Here is an 18,445-nt window from a genome sequence, read left to right on the forward strand (position 1 = left end):
CGTCACTTCCCCGGAGATGAAACATGCATCGTCGTGCAGCCACGATCGCTGCGATCACGGTCGCAGCAGCCGCACCCGCCTTCGCGCTGGCACCCACGGCCGGCGCGGACACGGGTCACCGGTCCCACGGACCGCAGCTGACCCAGCACCACGCGGTCAAGTCGCTGTCCTCATGGACCGACAAGCAGCTCACCCCGCGGTCCCACTTCACCATGGCACCCGACGGCTCCAGCGGGAAAACCCAAGGCGGAGAAGGCATTCCGAACATCGACTCGGTGAAGTCGACCATCCGCACCTACTACAACGCCGGTTCGGACGGCATCGCGAGCAAGACCTCCTCGCCATACATCGCGCAGATGAACTCGATCGTCGCCACGCAGGAGAAGAAACTCGCCGCCCTCTATCGACAGAGCCGCGCGCACGGCAAGAAACCGGCGATCGTCTTCGACGCCGACGACACCACGCTGATGACCTATGACATGGAGGACGGCGCCATGCACTTCGACTTCGATCCTGCGCTGCAGGACGAGTGGGTGCAGGACCAACGATTCCCGGCGACGCCGGCCATGGTCGGCTTCGTCAAGGCCGCGCAGGACGCCGGCTTCACGATCTTCGGGCTCACCGGCCGCAACGACGACCAGAAGGCGGCGACGGTCGCCAACCTGAACAAGGTCGGCTACACCGGGTTCACCGCCGACCGGTTCTACACGAAGTGGACCGGCAAGGGCGACAGCCAGCAGCCGTCATACATCACCTGCGCGGCCGCGAAGTGCACGACCGTGGAGTTCAAGGCCGGCACGCGCAAGCACATCGAGTCGCTGGGCTATGACATCGCGCTCAACGTCGGCGACCAGTTCTCCGACCTGCAGGGCGGGTATGCCGACCACACCCTGAAGCTGCCCAACCCGACCTATTACCTGCCCTCCCCCGACCTGCCCGGCGTTCACGAGCCATGGTTGGCGCCACGCACCCACTTCACCATGAAGGCCGACGGCTCCAGCGGGAAAACCCAAGGCGGCGAAGGGATCCCGAACATCGACTCGGTGAAGTCGACGATCCGCACCTACTACAACGCGGACGCGAACGGCATCGCGAACAAGACCTCCTCGCCATACATCAGTGAGATGCAGCGGATGACGTCACGCATCACGCCCGCGCTGACCGCCGCGTGCACGTTCGGGAGCATCTTCGGCGCCAAACCGGCCATCGTGCTCGACGCCGACGACACCACGCTGATGACCTACGACATGGAGGACGGGGCGATGAAGTTCAACTTCAACCCCACGCTGCAGGACGTCTGGGTGCAGGGCAAGCTGTTCCCCGCGACCCCGGGCATGGTCGGCCTGGTCAACGCCGCGAAGAAGTCCGGATGCACGCTGATCGGGCTCACCGGCCGTAACGACGACCAGAAGGCCGCGACGATCGGCAACCTCGCGGACGTCGGTTACCAGGGCTTCACCGAGCCGAACTACTACACCAAGTGGACCGGCAAGGGCGCCAGCCAGCAGCCGTCCTACATCCACTGCGCGACGGCGAAGTGCACGACGATCGAATACAAGTCGCAGACCCGTGCCCACGTCGAGTCCCGCTCCGGTGGCGACTACACCGTCATCGCCAACTTCGGCGACCAGTTCAGTGACCTGATCGGCGGGCACGCGATCGTGCCGATCAAGCTGCCCAACCCGACGTACTACCTGCCGTAAACCAGCACCCCTTCCACCGAGCGGACACGAAACGCACTGAGCGGACACGAAAACCCCCGCCGTCACGGCCGGTTTTCGTGTCCGCTCGGTGTTGATGGTGTCCGCTCGGTGTAGGGGGGTGCCCGCTCGGCGGGAGGGCCGCGCCGCTCGGCGGGAGGTGGCGCGGAGAGGATCCCGGATAATGGCTCGGGTGAACCCGACTCGACTGCGCACCGTGCTGGCCCGCTGGAACGTCTGGCTCCCGATCCTGGCATTGCTGCCATTGCCCTTCACCTGGGGTGAACACATCGGCCCGGCCTGGATCGTCATCGTCGCGGTGCTGCTCGGCGCCTCGGTGCTGGCGGCGGTGCACCACGCAGAGGTGGTCGCACACAAGGTCGGTGAACCGTTCGGGTCGCTCGTGCTCGCCGTGGCGGTGACCGTCATCGAGGTCGCGCTGATCGTGACGCTGATGGTCAGCGGCGGCGCCGACGCCAACACCCTCGCCCGGGACACGGTCTTCTCCGCCGCCATGCTGACTTGCAACGGCATCGTCGGGGCGTCACTACTCGCCGGCGCCATCCGGCATCACACGGTGACGTTCAATGCCGAGGGCACCGGCGCGGCGCTGGCGTGCGTGCTGACCCTGGCCACCATGTCGTTGGTGCTGCCCAACTTCACCTCCAGTGTGTCCGGCCCGGAGTTCTCGGGGTCGCAACTGGCCTTCGCCGCCGTTGCGTCACTAGCGCTCTACGGGCTCTTCGTCGTGACCCAGACCGTGCGGCACCGAGACTTCTTCCTGCCGGTGCGACGCGAGGACTACCGCCCGCTGGCGCGCAACGGATCCGGTGCTCGAACCCCGGCGCGTATGTCGGACTCGCCGGCGACCGATGCCGCCGGCGACGACCCCGCGACCCAGGAGTACGACGGCGAGCACGCGGCCCCGCCCAGCAATCGTGCCGCGCTGCAGAGCCTGGCGCTGCTGATGGTCTCGCTCATCGCGGTCGTCGGCCTGGCCAAGGTCGAGTCCAAGCCCATCGAGGACGGCGTGCGCGCTCTCGGCCTGCCGCATTCCTTCGTCGGGGTGATCATCGCGCTGCTGGTCCTGGCGCCCGAGACGCTGGCCGCGGTCAACGCCGCCCGGCGGGACCGCGTGCAGATCAGCCTCAATCTCGGCTACGGGTCGGCGATGGCCTCGATCGGGCTGACCATCCCGGTCATCGCGGTGGCCTCCATCTGGTTGCCAACCGACCTGCACCTCGGCCTGGGCAGCACCCAGATCGTGCTGCTCGGTCTCACCGCCGCCGTTGGGATCCTCACCGTGGTGCCGGGGCGTGCCACGCGACTGCAGGGCGGCATACATCTGCTGCTGACGGCGGCGTTCATCTTCCTGGCGGCGAACCCCTGACGCCGGTCGAGTAGCGGCTCTGCAAGCTGCTACAGCCACTTTCGTTTGCGGAAGACGACGAACAGCACGCAACAGACCACCAGCATCAGGAAGATGCCGTAGGGATAACCGAGTGCCCAGTGCAGCTCGGGCATCTCGTCGAAGTTCATCCCGTAGATGCCGCTGATCAGCGACGGCGCGAAGAGGATGGCCGCCCAGGCGGAGATCTTCTTGACCTCGTCGTTCTGCTCCATGCCCGCCTCCGCGAGCCGGCGCATCTCTTCGTTCTGGGTCTGCGCGACCAGGGTGGCATTGAGGGTGAGTATGTCGGCGAGATTGCTGCGGAAACCGTCGACCCGCTCCACCACGCTCGTCGCATGGTCGGCGACGTCGCGCAGGTTGCGCCGCAGCTCCTCGTCGGTGCCGTACTTGTCGAAGCCGGCCTCCAGGCCACGCACGATCTGCAGCAGCGGCTTGGTGGCGCGCTGCAGCTCGGCGACCTCGCGGGACAGCTGGTAGATGCGCCGTGACACGGCAGGATCGGACTCGAAGACCTGGTTCTCGATCTCGTCGATGTCGTTCTCCAGGCCGGCGATCACCGGCGCGTAGCGGTCCACGACGAAGTCGATCATCGCGTAGAGGACCGCTTCCGGCCCCCGCGCCAGCAAGTCGGGGTCGCCCTCCAGCCGCTCGCGCACCACGGACAACCGCGGCCGGTCGGTATGGCGCACGGTCAGCACGAAATCCGGGCCGATGAAGATGTGCAGCTCCCCGATCTGCACGGTCTCGGACTCGTCCAGGTAGATCGCCGGGCGCAGCACGACGAAGAGCGTCTCGTCATACCGCTCGAGCTTGGGCCGCTGGTGCGCGACGATGGCGTCCTCGACGGCCAACGGGTGGAGGTCGAAAACCTCTGCCATGTCGTTGATCTGAGCCTCGGTCGGGTGGACCAGCCCGATCCAGGCCATCGGTTCGTCGGGCTCGCGCAGCCGGTGCATGGCCTCTCGCAGCGACCGGGGCGCCTCCACTCGGTGCCCGTTGCAGTAGATGGCCTTCTCCACCACCGATGCCTCGACGGGGACGTCGTCGCCCGACCGGCGCGGCTGCAGGATGCGCTCGGGCGCGTCGTCGCGTGCCGCCGCGCCGACGGCCGCGGGCAGCGCGGCCGTCGCACGGAAGGCGCGGTTCCTCCAGTTCGGCACGTTCAGAGCCTACTTCGCGGGACACCGCGTCTGGCGAGTGACGCACGTAGCGGCGAGTGACGCAGTTGCAGGTGCGTCAGTCGGCGGAAAGTGCGTCAGTCGCGATCGTGCGGCCGGGCCATCGCCAGCACGTCGAGCGCCCGGTCCAAGTCGGACTCGCTGATCGAGCCGTCCTCCAGGTGGCCGCGCTCGATCACCACCTCGCGGATGGTCTTGCCCTCCTTCAGCGACTGCTTGGCGATGGTGGACGCCTCGTCATACCCGACGTAGTGGTTCAGCGGGGTGACGATCGACGGGGACGACTCGGCGAACTCCCGGCACCGGTCGACGTTGGCCTCGATGCCGCTGACACAGCGGTCGGCGAAGAGCACGCTGACGTTGGCCAGGATCTCGATCGACTGCAGCAGGTTGTCGGCGATCACCGGCAGCATCACGTTGAGCTCGAAGTTGCCGGCGGCGCCACCCCACGCGACGGCGGCATCATTGCCGACCACCTGCGCGGCGACCTGGCACACCGCCTCTGCCAGCACCGGATTGACCTTGCCGGGCATGATCGAGCTGCCCGGCTGCAGGTCGGGCAGGAAGATCTCGGTGAGACCGGTCCGCGGTCCCGAGCCCATCCACCGGATATCGTTGGCGATCTTCGTCATACTGACGGCGATCGTGCGCAGCACACCGGACAACTCCACGAGCGCGTCGCGTGCTCCCTGCGCCTCGAAGTGGTCGGCAGCTTCGGTCAGCGGCAGGTCCATGTCGTGCGCGAGCCGCGAAATCACCTCAGCCGCAAGGCCTTCGGGTGCGTTGATGCCGGTGCCGACCGCCGTCCCGCCCAGCGGCAACGACCCGACCCGCGGCAGCGCATCCTGCAGGCGCGACACCCCGAGCCGGATCTGAGCGGCGTAGCCGCCGAACTCCTGGCCAAGCGTCACCGGAGTCGCATCCATCAGGTGTGTGCGTCCCGACTTGACCACGTCCACGAACTCGGTCGCCTTGTCCTCCAACGCTTCCGCGAGATGCTCCAGTGACGGCACCAGCTTGCGGACCACCGCCCGCGTCGCGGCGATGTGTATGGCGGCAGGGAACTGATCGTTGGAGGAGAACGGGTCGTTGACGTCGTCGTTGGGATGCACCGGCTCCCCCAGTGCTTCCTGGGCGAGGGTCGCGATGACCTCGTTGGCGTTCATGTTCGAGGAGGTGCCCGAGCCGGTCTGGAAGACATCGATGGGGAACTCCGCGTCCCAGGTCCCCCGTGCGACGTTCGCGGCGGCGTCGTGGATCGCCCGCGCCTTGTCCTGGTCGAGCATGCCCCGATCGGCGCGGATCAGCGCCGCACATCCCTTGATCGATGCCAGAGCGCCGATCAGCTCACGCTCGATCGGCTTGCCCGAGATCGGGAAGTTCTCCACGGCGCGCTGCGTCTGAGCGCGCCATTTGGCGTCGACCGGCACCTCGACATCGCCCATCGAGTCGTGCTCGGTGCGCGTTGCATTGTGTGAATCGCCTTGTGTCGTCATTGTTTTCGGCTCCCGTCGCTGACGTATGCCGAAGGCGGATCTCCATTGATCAGCCGTCCCCGGCTCGACCACCAGTCTGCCACCCGTCCGCCGCCACGGATCAGCCGCCCGACCCGGCCCGGATCGGCGCCCGGCCGATCGGTTGTTCCGGGCGCGGCGTGATCGGGTTGGGCGCCTTGGTCGCCCGGGACGTCGGCCTGCCGGCCCGCAGGGTGAACTTGCGGCCGTAGTGCTGCACGGTCGTGTGGGCATCCGGCCCGTCCTCGAGCTGGTAGGTGGTCCGCTCGTGGGTGATCTCGACCCGGACCTTGCAGCCCTGCCAGCGCAGGGTGAACGCCAGCCGCTCGATCCCCTCGGGCAGTGCCGGCGCGAAGCTCAACTGGCCGTGGTGGTCCCGCATGCCGCCGAAGCCGCACACCAGCGCGAGCCAGGCACCGGCCAGCGACGCGACGTGCACGCCGTCCTTGGTGTTGTGTTCCAGGTCGTGCAGGTCCATCAACGCCGCCTCGGTCGCGTAGTCGTGCGCCAGGTCGACGTGTCCGACCTCAGCCGCGATGATCGCCTGCGTGCAGGCCGACAACGACGAGTCACGGGTGGTGAGCGGTTCGTAATAGGCGAACGCCCTGGCCTTCTGCGCAATGGTGAATTCGTCGCCACACCAATGCATTGCAAGGATCAGGTCGGCCTGCTTGATGACCTGCCGCGGATAGATGGCGACATACGGGTAGTGCAGCAGCAGCGGATAGCTCTTGCTGTCGAAGGTCTCCTGGAAGTCCCAGACCCGGTGCTGGGTGAAGTCGGCGTCCTGCATGTGTACGTCGCGTTCGGAATCGTAGGGCACCGCGATCGTCTCGACGGCCGCCCACCAGTTCGCGCGCTCCGACTCGGTCACCTTCAGTTCCTTGGCATCCTTCGGCCACCGCTCCACGACCTCGGCGGCATACCGCATGTTCCGGGCCGCCATCAGGTTGGTGTAGAGGTTGTCGTCGACGACGGCGCTGTATTCGTCCGGCCCGGTGACGCCGTCGATGTGGAACCTGCCGTCGTCGCCGTGATAGCCGAGGTTCGCCCACAACCGCGCCGTACGCACCAGCAGCGGCAGTGCAACCTCACGGTCGAACTCCTCGTCGTTGGTCCAGTAGACGTAGCGGGCCGCGGCGACCGAGATGGCGGCGTTCACATGGAACGCCGCCGTGCCCGCCGGCCAGTACGCCGAGCACTCCTGTCCGCGGATCGTCCGCCAGGGGAAGGTGACACCGCCCAGCTTGAGGGTGTCGGCGCGTTCCTCGGCCAGGTCCGCGATCGACAGCCGCCACCTCAGCGCGTCACGGGCGGCCTGCGGTGCGGTGGCGGTGAGCACGGGCAGCACATACATCTCGCTGTCCCAGAAGCAGTGCCCGTCGTACCCGGGGCCGGTCAGCCCCTTCGCCGGTATGGCGCGCCCCTCCGCCCGGGCGCCGGCCTGCAGCACGTGCCACAGGCCGAAACGGACGGCCTGCTGGATGACCGGGTCGCCGTCGACCTCGACGTCGGCGCCGTCCCAGAACTCGTCCAGGTAGCGGCGCTGCTCGCTGACCAGGTTGTCCCAACCGGTGTGCAACACGGCGGACAGCGCCGCATCCACCTGGTCGCGCAACGCCGGCAAGGTGCGCTGCGAACTCCATCCGTAGGCAACGAACTTGGTGAGGCCGACCGTCTCGCCCGGCTGCAATTCGGTGCCGACCGTGGTGCGGGTCCAGTCCGGTTGCACGTAGGTGTTGCTGTGGAAGTCGTTCTCGCCGTGGATCTGGTGGTCACACGCAACGGCAACCCGCAGCCTGCTGCGGCGGGTGCGGTGGATCATCGAGGACCGGTTGCCACTGTTGGTGGCCTCCTCCGGCTCCAGCGGATCCTTCAGCGCGGCCGCCACCCGGGGATCCTTGGATGCCACGGCGAGGTTCTCGTTGGCGACCATCTCCGACTGCATCACGATGCGGACCGGCTTGTTGACCGCCTCGACGGAGTAGCGGATGCCGAGGATCGCGCGCTGGGTGAACGAGACCAGTCGGGTGGACCGGATGTGCACCTGGGTGCCCGCGGTCGTCTCCCAGATCAGGTCCCGGTGCAGCAACCCCTCGCGTAGGTCGAGCGTGCGTTCCTGGTGCCGCACCACCCCGTAGCGCAGGTCGAGCGGCTGGTCATCGACCAGCAGCCGGATGATCTTGCCGTCGGTGACGTTGACGATCGTCTGCCCCTCCTCGGGGTAGCCGTAGCCCGCTTCGGCATACGGCAGCGGCCGCTCCTCGTAGAACGAGTTGAGGTAGGTGCCCAGTAGGCCGTTCGGGGTGGATTCGTCGTAGTTGCCGCGCACCCCGATGTGACCGTTCGCGAGCGCGAAGACCGACTCGGACTGCGCGAGATTGCCCGGGTGGACACCGAGTTCGCGCACCCGCCACGGCTCGACGGTGAACTCGCTCTTGGCGTTGTCGGTCATCGCATCAGTCCTTCTGCCCGGAGGGCCCGGCATGGTCAGTGGACGCAGCGGGGTCGACGAGTTCCGCCAGGTCGCGCACGACGACGTCGGCGCCGCTTCGCCGCAACGCGTCCGCGTGTCCGACGCGGTCGACCCCCACCACGAAGCCGAAGTCTCCGGCCCGGCCGGCAGCGACACCGGACACGGCGTCCTCGAAGACGGCCGCCTGATCCGCCGAGGCACCCACGAGTTCCGCGCCGGCGAGGAACGAGTCCGGAGCGGGTTTGCCCGGGATGTGCTGCTCGGCGAGCGTCACCCCGTCGACGCGTCCCTCGACATACCGGTCGAGACCGGTGACCTCGAGCACCATCCTGGTGTTGGCGCTGGACGACACCACGATCCGGTGCAGCCCGTGCTCTCGGGCGAGCTGCAGGTAACGTCGGCTGCCTTCGTAGACTTCGACGCCGTTGCGCTCGATCTCGGCCTGCAACCTGTCGTTCTTCCGGTTGCCGAGCCCCCACACCGTTTCGGCGTCACCGCCGTCGTTCGGTGCCCCGTTCGGCAGGTGTATGTCGCGGGAGGCGAGGAAGTCGCGGACGCCGTCCTGGCGTGGTTTGCCGTCGACATACCGGTTGTAGTCGTCCTCGGTGAACGGCCGGAAGTCCTTGCCGTCCCGCGTTTCCAGATAGGCGTCGAACATCTGCTTCCACGCCGTGCGATGGACACTGGCTGTGTCGGTCAGCACCCCGTCCAGGTCGAAGAGGCAGGTGGTGATGGAGTCCGGCAGTCCAAGCATCGAACGCTCCTTGGTCGCGTCGGCAGTTCGTTCGTCGCGGGCGCCCGGCCGTCGGGGCTTCCTGGCAGGTTAGCCCGGGGACACCGGCGCACCAGGGATATCCACTGCAGTGTCCGGGCATGCGCCGGAGCACCCTGCACGAGAGTGAATTCTCGTCGCCGGCCGCTGACCGCCGGCCGGGCCGCGCGTAGCGTGGGAGTGGTGACTACTCCGACATACACCCTGAACGACGGCACCAGCCTGCCCGCGATCGGCTTCGGGACCTACCCGCTGAAGGGCGAGGAGGGCACGATCGCGATCAAGAGCGCGCTCGACACCGGCTACCGGCTGCTCGACACGGCAGTGAACTATGAGAACGAATTCGACGTCGGCGAGGCCTTGCGACGCTCCGGTGTGCCGCGCGACGAGGTGCGCATCCAGAGCAAGATCCCCGGCCGCCATCACGGGTATGACGATGCACTCGCGTCGATCCGCTCCTCGCTGGAGGCTCTGCGGGTGGACCGGATCGACGTGCACCTCATCCACTGGCCGAACCCCAGCGTCGACAAGTACGTCGAGGCGTGGCGCGCGCTGGTCACGGCGCAGCAGGAGGGGATGGTCTCCACGATCGGAGTCTCCAACTTCACCGCGCAGCAGCTGGACCGGATCATCGGCGAAACCGGGGTGTCCCCGGCGGTCAACCAGATCGAGCTGCACCCCTATTTCCCACAGGTCGAGATGCGCGCGGCCAACGCCGAGCGCGGGATCCGGACGGAGGCGTGGAGCCCGATGGGCAAGCGGCAGGCGCCGTTCGGCGAAGCGCCGGTGGCCGGTGCAGCCCGCGCGCACGATGTCACCCCGGGCCAGGTCATCCTGCGCTGGCACCACCAGCTGGGCTCGTTGCCGCTGCCGAAGTCCGCGACACCGCGGCGGCAGAAGACCAACCTGGACATTTTCGGCTTCGAGCTGTCCGATGCCGAGATGGACGCGATCACGGCGCTGGGTCGCCCCGACGGGCGGCTCTTCGGCGGCGACCCCGACACCCACGAGGAGATGTAACCGCGCCCACGTCTCGCCGAGACTCCGCCCCAGCATCGCGGTGCGTCTCGGCAACGGGGCGGTCAAGCGTCGCTGCGGATGGGGTCGTATGACGCCCTGCGGGCGGCGCGGCGCAGCACCACCAGCACCGGACGGCCGAGCACGGCGATCGCCACGGCATTGGTGATGGCGCGGCCGGTGTCCCACCCGCCGGTGGAGGTCACCAGCGTGTAGACGCCGAATCGGTGCAGATTGTCCAGCAGCGAATCCGCAGGGACGAAGGCCAGGTTCGCGTGCCCGGAGATGTCGGTGCCAGCGAGGAACGGCCAGGTGTAGAGGTTCATCAGCGCACCGAAGAGGTATGCCGCAATCACCCCGTAACCGATCAGCATCGCGAGCTCACGGCGACCGCGGAGCCGTCGTGGCAACAACCCGGCGCCCATCCCGATCCAGGCGGAGCAGAGCATCTGGAAGGGCAGCCAGGGCCCCACGCCCGCGGTGATCAGCGCTGACGCGAAGAGCGAGGTGCAGCCGAGCACGAAGCCGAATCCCGGTCCGAAGACCCGGCCGGCGAGGATCAGCAGGAAGAAGACCGTCTCGATCCCACCGGTGCCGCCGCCCGTCGGACGCAGTGCGGCGTCCACCGCGGACAGCACTCCGAGCATCGCCAGCGCCTTGGAATCCATTCCGCCGTCGGCGAATTCGGCAAGCACGACGAAGACCAGCAGCGGAAGCGTCACCGCGAAGATGATCGGTGCATCGGTGACGTGGCCCGTGCCCGACCCCGCATGGTGCACCAGCAACGGCCAGCAGAACATCGCCAGTCCGGCGACGCTGATCAGCGCCAGCACCAGCGCCGAACGTGCGCGCAACGGGACCGCGTGACCACCGAGCGTGGCCACCAGGTCGTGCCCGTCGCGCGCCGACATCGGCCGTTGCTCGACGACTTGCTGGTTCATGGCCTGCTGCTTGGCGGCCTGCTGTTTCACGGTTGGCCCCCGAGCGCCGCGGCGACATCGTCGACGGTGAGGAACGCCTGAGGGGCCAGCACTTTGGCCACCTGCGGCGCAAAGATGGGTGACGACGCCACCACGTCGGCGGTCGGACCATCGGCGATGACGTCACCGTCGGCGAGCACGACCACCCGGTCGGCCGCCCCGGCCACGAACTCCACGTCGTGGGTGGCCACCAGCACGGCGTGCCCTTCACCCGCGAGCGTGTCGAGCTGCCGGGCGAGCAGTTCCTTGGCCCGGTAGTCCAACCCGCGGGTTGGCTCGTCCAGCAGCAGGACTCGCGGGCGAGCAGCCAGCTGGATCGCCAGCACGAGCGAAAGACGTTGTCCTTCGGACAGATCCCGCGGGTTCTGCCGGTCGTCGATGCCGGGCGCGATCCGGTCCAGAAGGGCGCGCGCGCCGGGACCCGCCGCGGCGCACTCCTCCCCGACCGTCTCCCAGTAGAGCAGGTCGGCGGCGGTCTGCGGCACCAACCCGATCGCGGCCGACTCGGCCGAGCTGCGCCGCCGGTTCCTCGACGCGGTCTCGACGCCGTCGACCAGCACCGAACCCGCGGTGCGTGGCCCGCTGCCCTGCAATGCCCACAGCAGCGACGACTTCCCCGAGCCGTTGCGCCCCATCAGCGCGGTGACCGTGCCGGCGGCCAACCGCAGCCCGATCTCGCGTACCGCCACGCGGTCGCCATACCGGACGGTCACCCCGTCGGCCCGCAACAGCACCTCACCGGGCGAACGCGTACGCTGCGGCGGCGACCCGAGCCGCTCGCGCAACGGCCGCGCGGCTCGCCGGGCGTCACGCACCGACAACGGCAGCGGCGACCACGAGCACAGCCGGCCGAGTTGCACCACCGGTGGCGCTACCGGCGCGTCGATCATCATCGTCGCTGGGTCACCGCCGCGGACGATGCCGTCACCCGGCAGGGTGATCACCGAATCGGCATACTGCACAGCGCGTTCCAGCCGGTGCTCGGCCATCACGACGGTCGTGCCGAGGTCGTGCACCAGCCGGGTGATCGCGGCGAGCACCTCCTCGGCGGATCCGGGGTCGAGTGCCGATGTCGACTCGTCCAGCACCAACACCTTCGGCGCGGTCACCAGTGCCGCCCCGATCGCGACGCGTTGCTGCTGGCCGCCGGACAGCGTGGCCAGCGATCGGCGACGCAGCGCGGCAATGCCGAGCAGGTCGAGGGTCTCCTCGACGCGCTTGCGCATCGTGGCCGGTGCAACACCCAATTGCTCCATGCCGTAGGCGAGTTCGTCCTCAACGGTGTCCGCCACGAATCCGGCGAGCGGGTCCTGGCCGACCCGGCCGACGACGTCGGCCATCTCACGGGGCGGGTGGTCCCTGGTGTCCATCCCGGAGACGACGACCCGACCCGACAGCCGGCCTCCGGTGAAGTGCGGCACCAGCCCGTTGACGGCACCGAGCAGGGTCGACTTCCCGACGCCGGTGCGCCCGACGACCAGGGCGAGTTCGCCCTCGTCGATCTGCAGGTCGACGTGCGCCAGTGCGGCAGCCGTGCCGCCGGCCGGTCCCGGGTCGCCGGCGGGCGCACCCTCGTAACGCACCGACACGTCGTGCAGCTCGATCATGCCGCCACCTCCTCCGTCGCATCCTGTATGACGCTGGGCGGCGACACGACGGCGGCCAGCAGGCCGATGACGGCAGCGACCAGCGGCAGCAGATCGACGATCGGCCACTGCGCAGGGGTCGTGGAGGTGTTGAGGTGTGCCGGCGTGATCTGTGCCGCCAGGATCATCAACGCCCCGGCGGCCAGACCACTGGCGGCCACGGCGCAACCAACCACCCCGAACGGATCCACGCGGTAGCGGGTGACCGCGCGCTCACGCGAGGAGCAGAGCAGCCCCAGTGCGGCGAGCGCCACCCCGAGCACGAACGCCGGCCACCGGAAGAGTGTCGGTGCGCGGTCGTCCAGGACACCGAAGATGCCGATGCAGACGGCGATCAGGCCGGCCAGTGTCAGCACGCCGAGGATCCGGCGGGTCCGCTTCGGCGTCGAGCCGCGACGCCCGTAGCCTCGCGAATCCATCGCTGCCGCGAGCAGCAGTGAGCGGTCCAGCGCATCGGCCAGCACCGGGACGATGACTCGGCGCACGACGTGCCACTTGCCACCGTCGGCGTCGGCCCGCAGCCGCTGCGCTCGGCGCACCCGTCGGATGCTGTCCGCCAGCTGCGGGAAGACCGAGACGGCGACGACCACCACCGTGCCGATGTCGTAGAGGCTGATGGGTACCACCTTGAGCAGTCGCTTCGGGTTCGCCAGTGAGTTGGCTGCGCCGATGCAGATGATCATCGCGGCGAGCCGCAGGCCGTCATACAAGCCGTCGAGCAGGTCGGACAGGTGCACCGGGCCGAGCAGTGAGACACCGGCGGCCCACTGCGGCAAGGGGATTCGCGGCAGGTCCAGCACCACGGGCCCGGCGCCGGCCGCGCCGAGCAAGCACCGGAAGGCGACCCGCACGACGACGACGAAGAGTCCGAGCAGCAGGTAGAGCCGCAGCGATCGCGACCACGGCGCATTGCCGCGGCGCAGGACGACCACGAAGCAGGAGACCCCGATCAGCAGCAGCAACAACAGCGGGTTGGTGGTGAACGAAGCCGCCACCGCCAGTCCGATCGCCCACAACCACCAGGCGACCGGATGGACCGGTGCGGGCAGCCGTGTCGCCCTGGTGGGATGTCTCGGATCCACTGTCAGTTGCGCCGGCGGAGGAACGCTACTGCGCTGCCGCCGATGGCCAGCGCCGCGAGGACGCCACCACCCACGACGGTGGTCGCATTGATGGTGGACGACTTCTCCGCGTCCTTGATCTTCTTGTCGCTGTTGACGATCGGCGCACCGGCGGCATTGGTGGGCCCCCCGCTGGAGGTGCCCGTGACGCCCGCTCCGGTCGAGGACGTCGCCGAACTCTTGCGGTGCGCGGACGTCGAGGCGCCGGCCGACCGGGACGCTGCCGTCTTCTTGTTCTTCGCGGTATGCGTGCCGGCCGCGGTCGACGACCCGGACGTCGAGCCGGTGGTGGACTGCGGTTGCGACCCACCGCGGTGCTTCGGTGCGGTGCTGTGCGGGGGCGGTGGCGCGGTGGTGGTCGTATGGCGCGGCGCCGGCGGCGCCGTGGTGGTGTGCGCGGGCGGCGGCTTCGGCGCCGCGGGCCGGCTCGGGGTGTACCGGGGCGGGTAGTTGGTGCCGCCCTCGCTGAACGCCCAGCCCTCGAAACCGCCGGGGATGACATGGCTGCTGGAGGCGCCTTCGCCGCTGGAGGTCCAGGACCCGCCATTGGGCGCCTGGGTGTACCACCAGTGCGCATTCGGCGGAGGCGTGCGCCCGCACGACTCGTGGTAACCACCGGGCAGCGTGGCCGATGCCGACGGCTGCCCGTAGATGCGGCAGATGAAGGCCAGTCCGTACTGCCGGGTCCCCTCCACCGGGATCCCGGCGGCCTGCAACGCCTGCAGACCGGTGGCGCCGCTGCCGACCGGCGAGCACCGGACCGCGATCCCGCCGCCGAGGCCACGGAAGTCGACCACGACGGTCACCCCGGAACTGGTCTTGCACACGCCGTTGTAGCCGGCGGCCTGCGCCGGCGCGGCCGATCCGGCATACGCGAAGGTGGTCGCCGAGGCGGCGAGCGCGAGGGCTGCGACGGAGCGCACCGTGCGGCTGGGCATGCGCGTGAGTCCTTTCGTGTCGGGACTTCTTGCGCGCGACACGATCTCGCCCGCGACTGCAGTCCTCGACAGTCGATCCGGTGACGGGTGGGAGCAGGTATTCCGACTCGCGACCGGTCGGCCGCTCACGGCTGCGGGACAGCGCCGGAATCGCACCGGCTTCCCCTGCTCGCACCTGGGTGCCCGACACGGGCACCCGATCCGGAAACGGTAGCACCGCCGCAGCCTGCTCCCGCACCACCGCAGCTTGTGCACGGCGCCGGAATGCCGCAGAGTCTCGCGAGTGACCTCCCCCCGCGCCCTCGATGCCGCAGCCGCCGTCGACGCCGTGGTCGAGTCGGCCGCGCGGTCCGACCGCGTCGTCATCGGGTTGACCGGGCCGCCCGCGGCCGGGAAATCCACCGCCGCCGAGTTGGTCGCCGCCGGCTGCCGGGCGCGCGGGCTGCGCACGGTCGTGGTGCCGATGGACGGCTTCCACCTGGCGCAGGCGGTGCTGGACGCGCGCGGCTGGGCACCGGTCAAGGGTGCGCCGCACACCTTCGACGGCGCCGGCTATGTCGCGCTGCTCGACCGGATCCGCCGGGAGCGGGACGACACCGTCTGGGCGCCGGCGTTCGACCGTGCGCGGGAGGAGCCGGTCGCCGGCTCCATCGCGGTCTCCCCCGGGACACGGGTCGTGCTCACCGAGGGCAACTACCTGCTGCTGGACCGGCCGCCGTGGAGTGCGGTGCCCGGGCTGCTGGATGCGGTCTGGTATGTCGACGTCCCCGACCCGCTGCGCCGCGACCGGCTGATCCAGCGGCACCGCCGTTTCGGGCGCAGTCCCGCGGAGGCTGCCGAGCGTGCGCTCGGCTCCGACGAGCGCAACGCCGAACTGGTCCGGGCGACCAAGGCCCGCGCGGACGGCATACTCCTGCTGCCGTGAACGCGGGTGGCCGGTGCCGGCCGGGCTGCCGCATGTGACCGATCGCACCTCTCGCCATACAGGTTGGCGGGCGCGCGCAGGCAACCTGGCGGGCCGTCGCACGTCTTCCCGGTGTGAGGAGGAACGTGCGAACCGACGGATGGCGGCCGGTCCCCGGCCCGTCGCGGTGCGTCTTTCCCTCCTGCGTCAGCCAGTGGTTAAGGTCTGGGCGAGGGGTTGCGGTGTCATGACACTCAGCACACCCGCCGTGTATGCCGGAAGGCCGAGTCGCTGGGGAGGTCGGATCCATGAGCATGGACCGGCTCCCGCCCACGATGCGATGACTGCGGACGACTCCGTCGATCTGGCGGAGCTCTATCGCACCCACCACCTGCAGATGGTGCGGCTCGCGCGACTGCTCGTCGACGATCTGGCCAGCGCCGAGGACGTGGTGCAGGAGGCGTTCCTCGGGATGCACCGCAACCGCGCGGCCTTGCGTGACTCGCGTGCCGCGGTCGGTTATCTCCGGCAGGCGGTGGTCAACCAGTCGCGCTCGATGCTGCGCCGGCGGCGCACGGTGCGCGCGCATCTGAAGGTCGCCGAGCCGGAGATCGCCCCGCCCGCCGACACCGACGTGATCATCGCCGAGGAGCACCAGGAGGTGCTGCGGGCGGTGGATCAGTTGCCGCCGCGGCAGCGCGAGGTGTTGGTGCTGCGCTACTGGTCCGACATGTCGGAGGCGGAGATCGCCGACGCCCTGGGGATCAGCCGGGGCACCGTGAAGTCCCAGGCGAGCCGTGCGATGGCCACACTCACCACGATCATGCAAGGAGGCGCAACCGATGAATCCGTCTGACCCGCACGACCCGGCGGAGCTGGAGCGCCGCCTGCGCGACGCGTTCGCGGCCAAGGCCCTGCAGGTCTCCGACGCCGATCTCGACCCGGCACGCGAGGCAGAGGTCGTCGCGGTGCTGGAAGCCCAGCGTCGCCGCCATCCGGCGACGCGTTGGTTCGCCGGCATCGGTTCGGCGGCCGCCGCGGCCGCGATCATCGGTGTGGCTCTCGTGGGTCTGCATGACGGGAACACGCGGCAGATGGTCAACGGCCTGCCCCCGGCCGTGACGACGACTTCGTCGTCGCCGGGTTCGAGCACTGTGACCGGCCCGTCGTCCTCGTCCACCGGCGAGCTGGGGCCCGATCTCCAGCAGCCGGCCACCCCCGGGAACGGGCGCACCTCGACGCTGTCCTCGGTGGGATCGTCCGGTGGTCAGTCGACCGTTCCGACGTCGGATGCGTCCACCTCGCCGGACGTGAATCGCACTGCGCTGTCGCACGGTTCGACCGGTGGCTCGGCCCAGTCGTCGCTTCACACCTCCGCGGCACAGCTGCCGCCGGCGATGCCGTCCGAGCTCCCGCAGTCGGGCTCGCTGGGTGATCAGGATTACACGGGCGCGGTGCCGCTGGTGGATCCTTCCGGCGGTCCGGCGCGCATGCTGTCGATGCCGTCGGATTTGACGTGGCAGCGCACTGCGCACACGGACCACACGTTGACGGTGCGGATCACCTATCTGCCCACCGACATCGAGGCCTATTGGCGGGGGACGCTGCCTGCGCAGGGTTGGGTGGCCGACGGTGCGGGCTGGAAGTTCCCCGGCACCTCGTATGCCGTCAGCCCCATCTCCGACAAGGGCAGCTTCACCGTCACCTGGTGATCTGCCGGGTGATTTGTCGGGTGCGGCGGGCTCAGAGCCTGTCGAAGGGTTCGGCGTAACGAAACGTGCCGCCTTTGCCCTCATATCCGCTGAGCGTCCGGACCTGGAAGTAGTCACCCCAGGACGGATCGGGCGCGGTGATCCCTACTTCGCGGGCCGGCACGAATCCGAAGCGGCCGTAGTAACCGGGCTCGCCGAGCAGCGCCACGAGCCGTTCGCCCTGTCCGTCCGCGGCGGCGAGGACCGCGTGCACCAGCGCGGAGCCAACGCCGGTCCCTTGCCGCTCCGGGAGGACGCTGAGCGGGCCGAGTCCGAGGGCGTCCTCGCCGTCGAGGTGCGCACGGGTGCAGAGGACGTGGCCGATCACCGCGTTGTCCTCGAGGGCGACCAGCGAGAGTTCGTGGATCCACGCGGGATCGTCGCGCAGCCACGACACCAGCGTCGCTTCCCCCGGGTCGCCGCCGGGCGTCACGGGCGGTGCGCTGTGCGCCGCGCTTCGGAAGGCCGCTGCGGTGACGGCTCGGATCGCTTCGACGTCGGTGGTCTGCTCTGCGCGGATCAGCACCATGGCACCGTCACCCATCGGTCCGTATGCCGTCAACGAATTTGTCACTGACGCGGATCTGGGCCGGCGCGCACTCAGGCTGCTGCGGACTCAGGCTGCTGCGGTGTGGTGGCCGGGCATGCGGCCGGGTGTGAGGTCCCAGTGGACGCCGTCGGGTCGGACCTCGGCCATGTAGCCCTGCCGGTGGACAGTGTGGTGGTGGCGGCTGCACAGGAGTGCGGAGTTGATGACGGAGGTGTGGCCGCCGGCCCACCAGGGGGTGAGGTGGTGGATTTCGCAGAATCCGGGTGGCCGGTCGCAGCCGGGGAAGGTGCAGCCGTGGTCGCGCAGGATGACTGCGGCCCGGATGGCCTTGGTGGCCAAGCGTTCGCGCCGGCCGACATCGAGGGGGGCGCTGGGTCCGCCGAGGACGGCGGGGATGAGGTCGGCGGCGCAGGCCAGGCGGCGGGCGGCGCCGGCGTCGAGGACGTCCCCGGTGGTGGTGGTCGCCCCGTCACTGCCGGTGGTCAAT

General features: G+C 69.3%; 16 protein-coding genes and 1 riboswitch. Of the genes, 6 read left to right on the forward strand and 10 right to left on the reverse strand.

Annotated elements, in window-relative coordinates:
- Nucleotides 1-23 precede the first annotated feature (23 nt).
- Together ACTHL4_RS15590 and ACTHL4_RS15595 are read left to right on the forward strand one after the other, a co-directional pair.
- Nucleotides 24-1,703: an HAD family acid phosphatase gene (locus ACTHL4_RS15590; protein WP_440283677.1), complete on the forward strand. Its 1,680-nt coding sequence runs from the start codon at nucleotides 24-26 to the stop codon at nucleotides 1,701-1,703.
- Nucleotides 1,704-1,893: 190 nt separating this feature from the next.
- A complete protein-coding gene (locus tag ACTHL4_RS15595; protein ID WP_440283678.1) occupies nucleotides 1,894-3,090 on the forward strand; it encodes a calcium:proton antiporter in 1,197 nt (398 codons plus the stop codon).
- 29 nt (nucleotides 3,091-3,119) lie between these two features.
- On the opposite strand, the gene ACTHL4_RS15600 is transcribed toward ACTHL4_RS15595, so the two are convergent.
- The 4 genes from ACTHL4_RS15600 to ACTHL4_RS15615 form a co-directional block, all read right to left on the reverse strand.
- Nucleotides 3,120-4,271 (reverse strand): magnesium and cobalt transport protein CorA, encoded by a 1,152-nt coding sequence (locus tag ACTHL4_RS15600; RefSeq protein WP_440283679.1) that lies wholly within the window; start codon nucleotides 4,269-4,271, stop codon nucleotides 3,120-3,122.
- Nucleotides 4,272-4,366: 95 nt separating this feature from the next.
- A complete protein-coding gene (locus ACTHL4_RS15605) occupies nucleotides 4,367-5,785 on the reverse strand; it encodes a class II fumarate hydratase (RefSeq protein ID WP_440283680.1) in 1,419 nt (472 codons plus the stop codon).
- A 100-nt stretch (nucleotides 5,786-5,885) separates the two neighbouring features.
- Entirely contained in the window at nucleotides 5,886-8,258 is a 2,373-nt protein-coding gene (locus ACTHL4_RS15610) for a glycoside hydrolase family 65 protein (RefSeq protein WP_440283681.1), read from the reverse strand.
- A 4-nt stretch (nucleotides 8,259-8,262) separates the two neighbouring features.
- Nucleotides 8,263-9,033, reverse strand: a complete 771-nt coding sequence (locus ACTHL4_RS15615) for a beta-phosphoglucomutase family hydrolase (RefSeq protein WP_440283682.1) — start codon at nucleotides 9,031-9,033, stop codon at nucleotides 8,263-8,265.
- A gap of 198 nt (nucleotides 9,034-9,231) precedes the next feature.
- Here ACTHL4_RS15615 and ACTHL4_RS15620 point away from each other — a divergent pair, with 198 nt between their 5' ends.
- Nucleotides 9,232-10,071, forward strand: a complete 840-nt coding sequence (locus ACTHL4_RS15620) for an aldo/keto reductase (RefSeq protein ID WP_440283692.1) — start codon at nucleotides 9,232-9,234, stop codon at nucleotides 10,069-10,071.
- A gap of 62 nt (nucleotides 10,072-10,133) precedes the next feature.
- Here the strand turns inward: ACTHL4_RS15620 and ACTHL4_RS15625 are convergent, their stop codons facing one another.
- From ACTHL4_RS15625 to ACTHL4_RS15640, 4 genes are read right to left on the reverse strand one after another with little or no spacing between them, the layout of a single operon-like run.
- Nucleotides 10,134-11,009, reverse strand: coding sequence for an ECF transporter S component (locus ACTHL4_RS15625; protein WP_440283683.1), 876 nt, complete (start codon nucleotides 11,007-11,009; stop codon nucleotides 10,134-10,136).
- Between the two features lie 26 nt (nucleotides 11,010-11,035).
- A complete protein-coding gene (locus ACTHL4_RS15630; RefSeq protein WP_440283684.1) occupies nucleotides 11,036-12,655 on the reverse strand; it encodes an ABC transporter ATP-binding protein in 1,620 nt (539 codons plus the stop codon).
- Complete coding sequence (locus ACTHL4_RS15635) at nucleotides 12,652-13,776, reverse strand: CbiQ family ECF transporter T component (RefSeq protein ID WP_440283685.1); 1,125 nt, start codon at nucleotides 13,774-13,776, stop codon at nucleotides 12,652-12,654. The genes ACTHL4_RS15630 and ACTHL4_RS15635 overlap by 4 nt, the downstream gene beginning before the upstream one ends.
- A gap of 2 nt (nucleotides 13,777-13,778) precedes the next feature.
- The gene (locus ACTHL4_RS15640) at nucleotides 13,779-14,753 is read right to left on the reverse strand and encodes a hypothetical protein (RefSeq protein ID WP_440283686.1); all 975 of its coding nucleotides are present in this window, start codon (nucleotides 14,751-14,753) and stop codon (nucleotides 13,779-13,781) included.
- A gap of 75 nt (nucleotides 14,754-14,828) precedes the next feature.
- A riboswitch (cobalamin riboswitch) is annotated at nucleotides 14,829-14,962 on the reverse strand.
- Between the two features lie 74 nt (nucleotides 14,963-15,036).
- On the opposite strand from ACTHL4_RS15640, the gene ACTHL4_RS15645 reads away from it, so the two are divergent.
- The 3 genes from ACTHL4_RS15645 to ACTHL4_RS15655 all read left to right on the forward strand — a co-directional run bounded on the left by ACTHL4_RS15645 (nucleotide 15,037) and on the right by ACTHL4_RS15655 (nucleotide 17,369).
- Complete coding sequence (locus ACTHL4_RS15645) at nucleotides 15,037-15,678, forward strand: nucleoside/nucleotide kinase family protein (RefSeq protein WP_440283687.1); 642 nt, start codon at nucleotides 15,037-15,039, stop codon at nucleotides 15,676-15,678.
- A 319-nt stretch (nucleotides 15,679-15,997) separates the two neighbouring features.
- Nucleotides 15,998-16,513 (forward strand): RNA polymerase sigma factor, encoded by a 516-nt coding sequence (locus ACTHL4_RS15650; RefSeq protein WP_440283688.1) that lies wholly within the window; start codon nucleotides 15,998-16,000, stop codon nucleotides 16,511-16,513.
- A complete protein-coding gene (locus ACTHL4_RS15655; protein ID WP_440283689.1) occupies nucleotides 16,500-17,369 on the forward strand; it encodes a hypothetical protein in 870 nt (289 codons plus the stop codon). The genes ACTHL4_RS15650 and ACTHL4_RS15655 overlap by 14 nt, the downstream gene beginning before the upstream one ends.
- A 31-nt stretch (nucleotides 17,370-17,400) precedes the next feature.
- Here the strand turns inward: ACTHL4_RS15655 and ACTHL4_RS15660 are convergent, their stop codons facing one another.
- A complete protein-coding gene (locus tag ACTHL4_RS15660; RefSeq protein WP_440283690.1) occupies nucleotides 17,401-17,982 on the reverse strand; it encodes a GNAT family N-acetyltransferase in 582 nt (193 codons plus the stop codon).
- Between the two features lie 42 nt (nucleotides 17,983-18,024).
- Nucleotides 18,025-18,445 (reverse strand): HNH endonuclease signature motif containing protein (locus ACTHL4_RS15665; RefSeq protein WP_440283691.1); only part of this gene is annotated, 421 nt, incomplete at its 5' end.

It is taken from the genome of Flexivirga sp. (genome assembly GCF_051955415.1).
GTDB lineage: Bacteria > Actinomycetota > Actinomycetes > Actinomycetales > Dermatophilaceae > Flexivirga.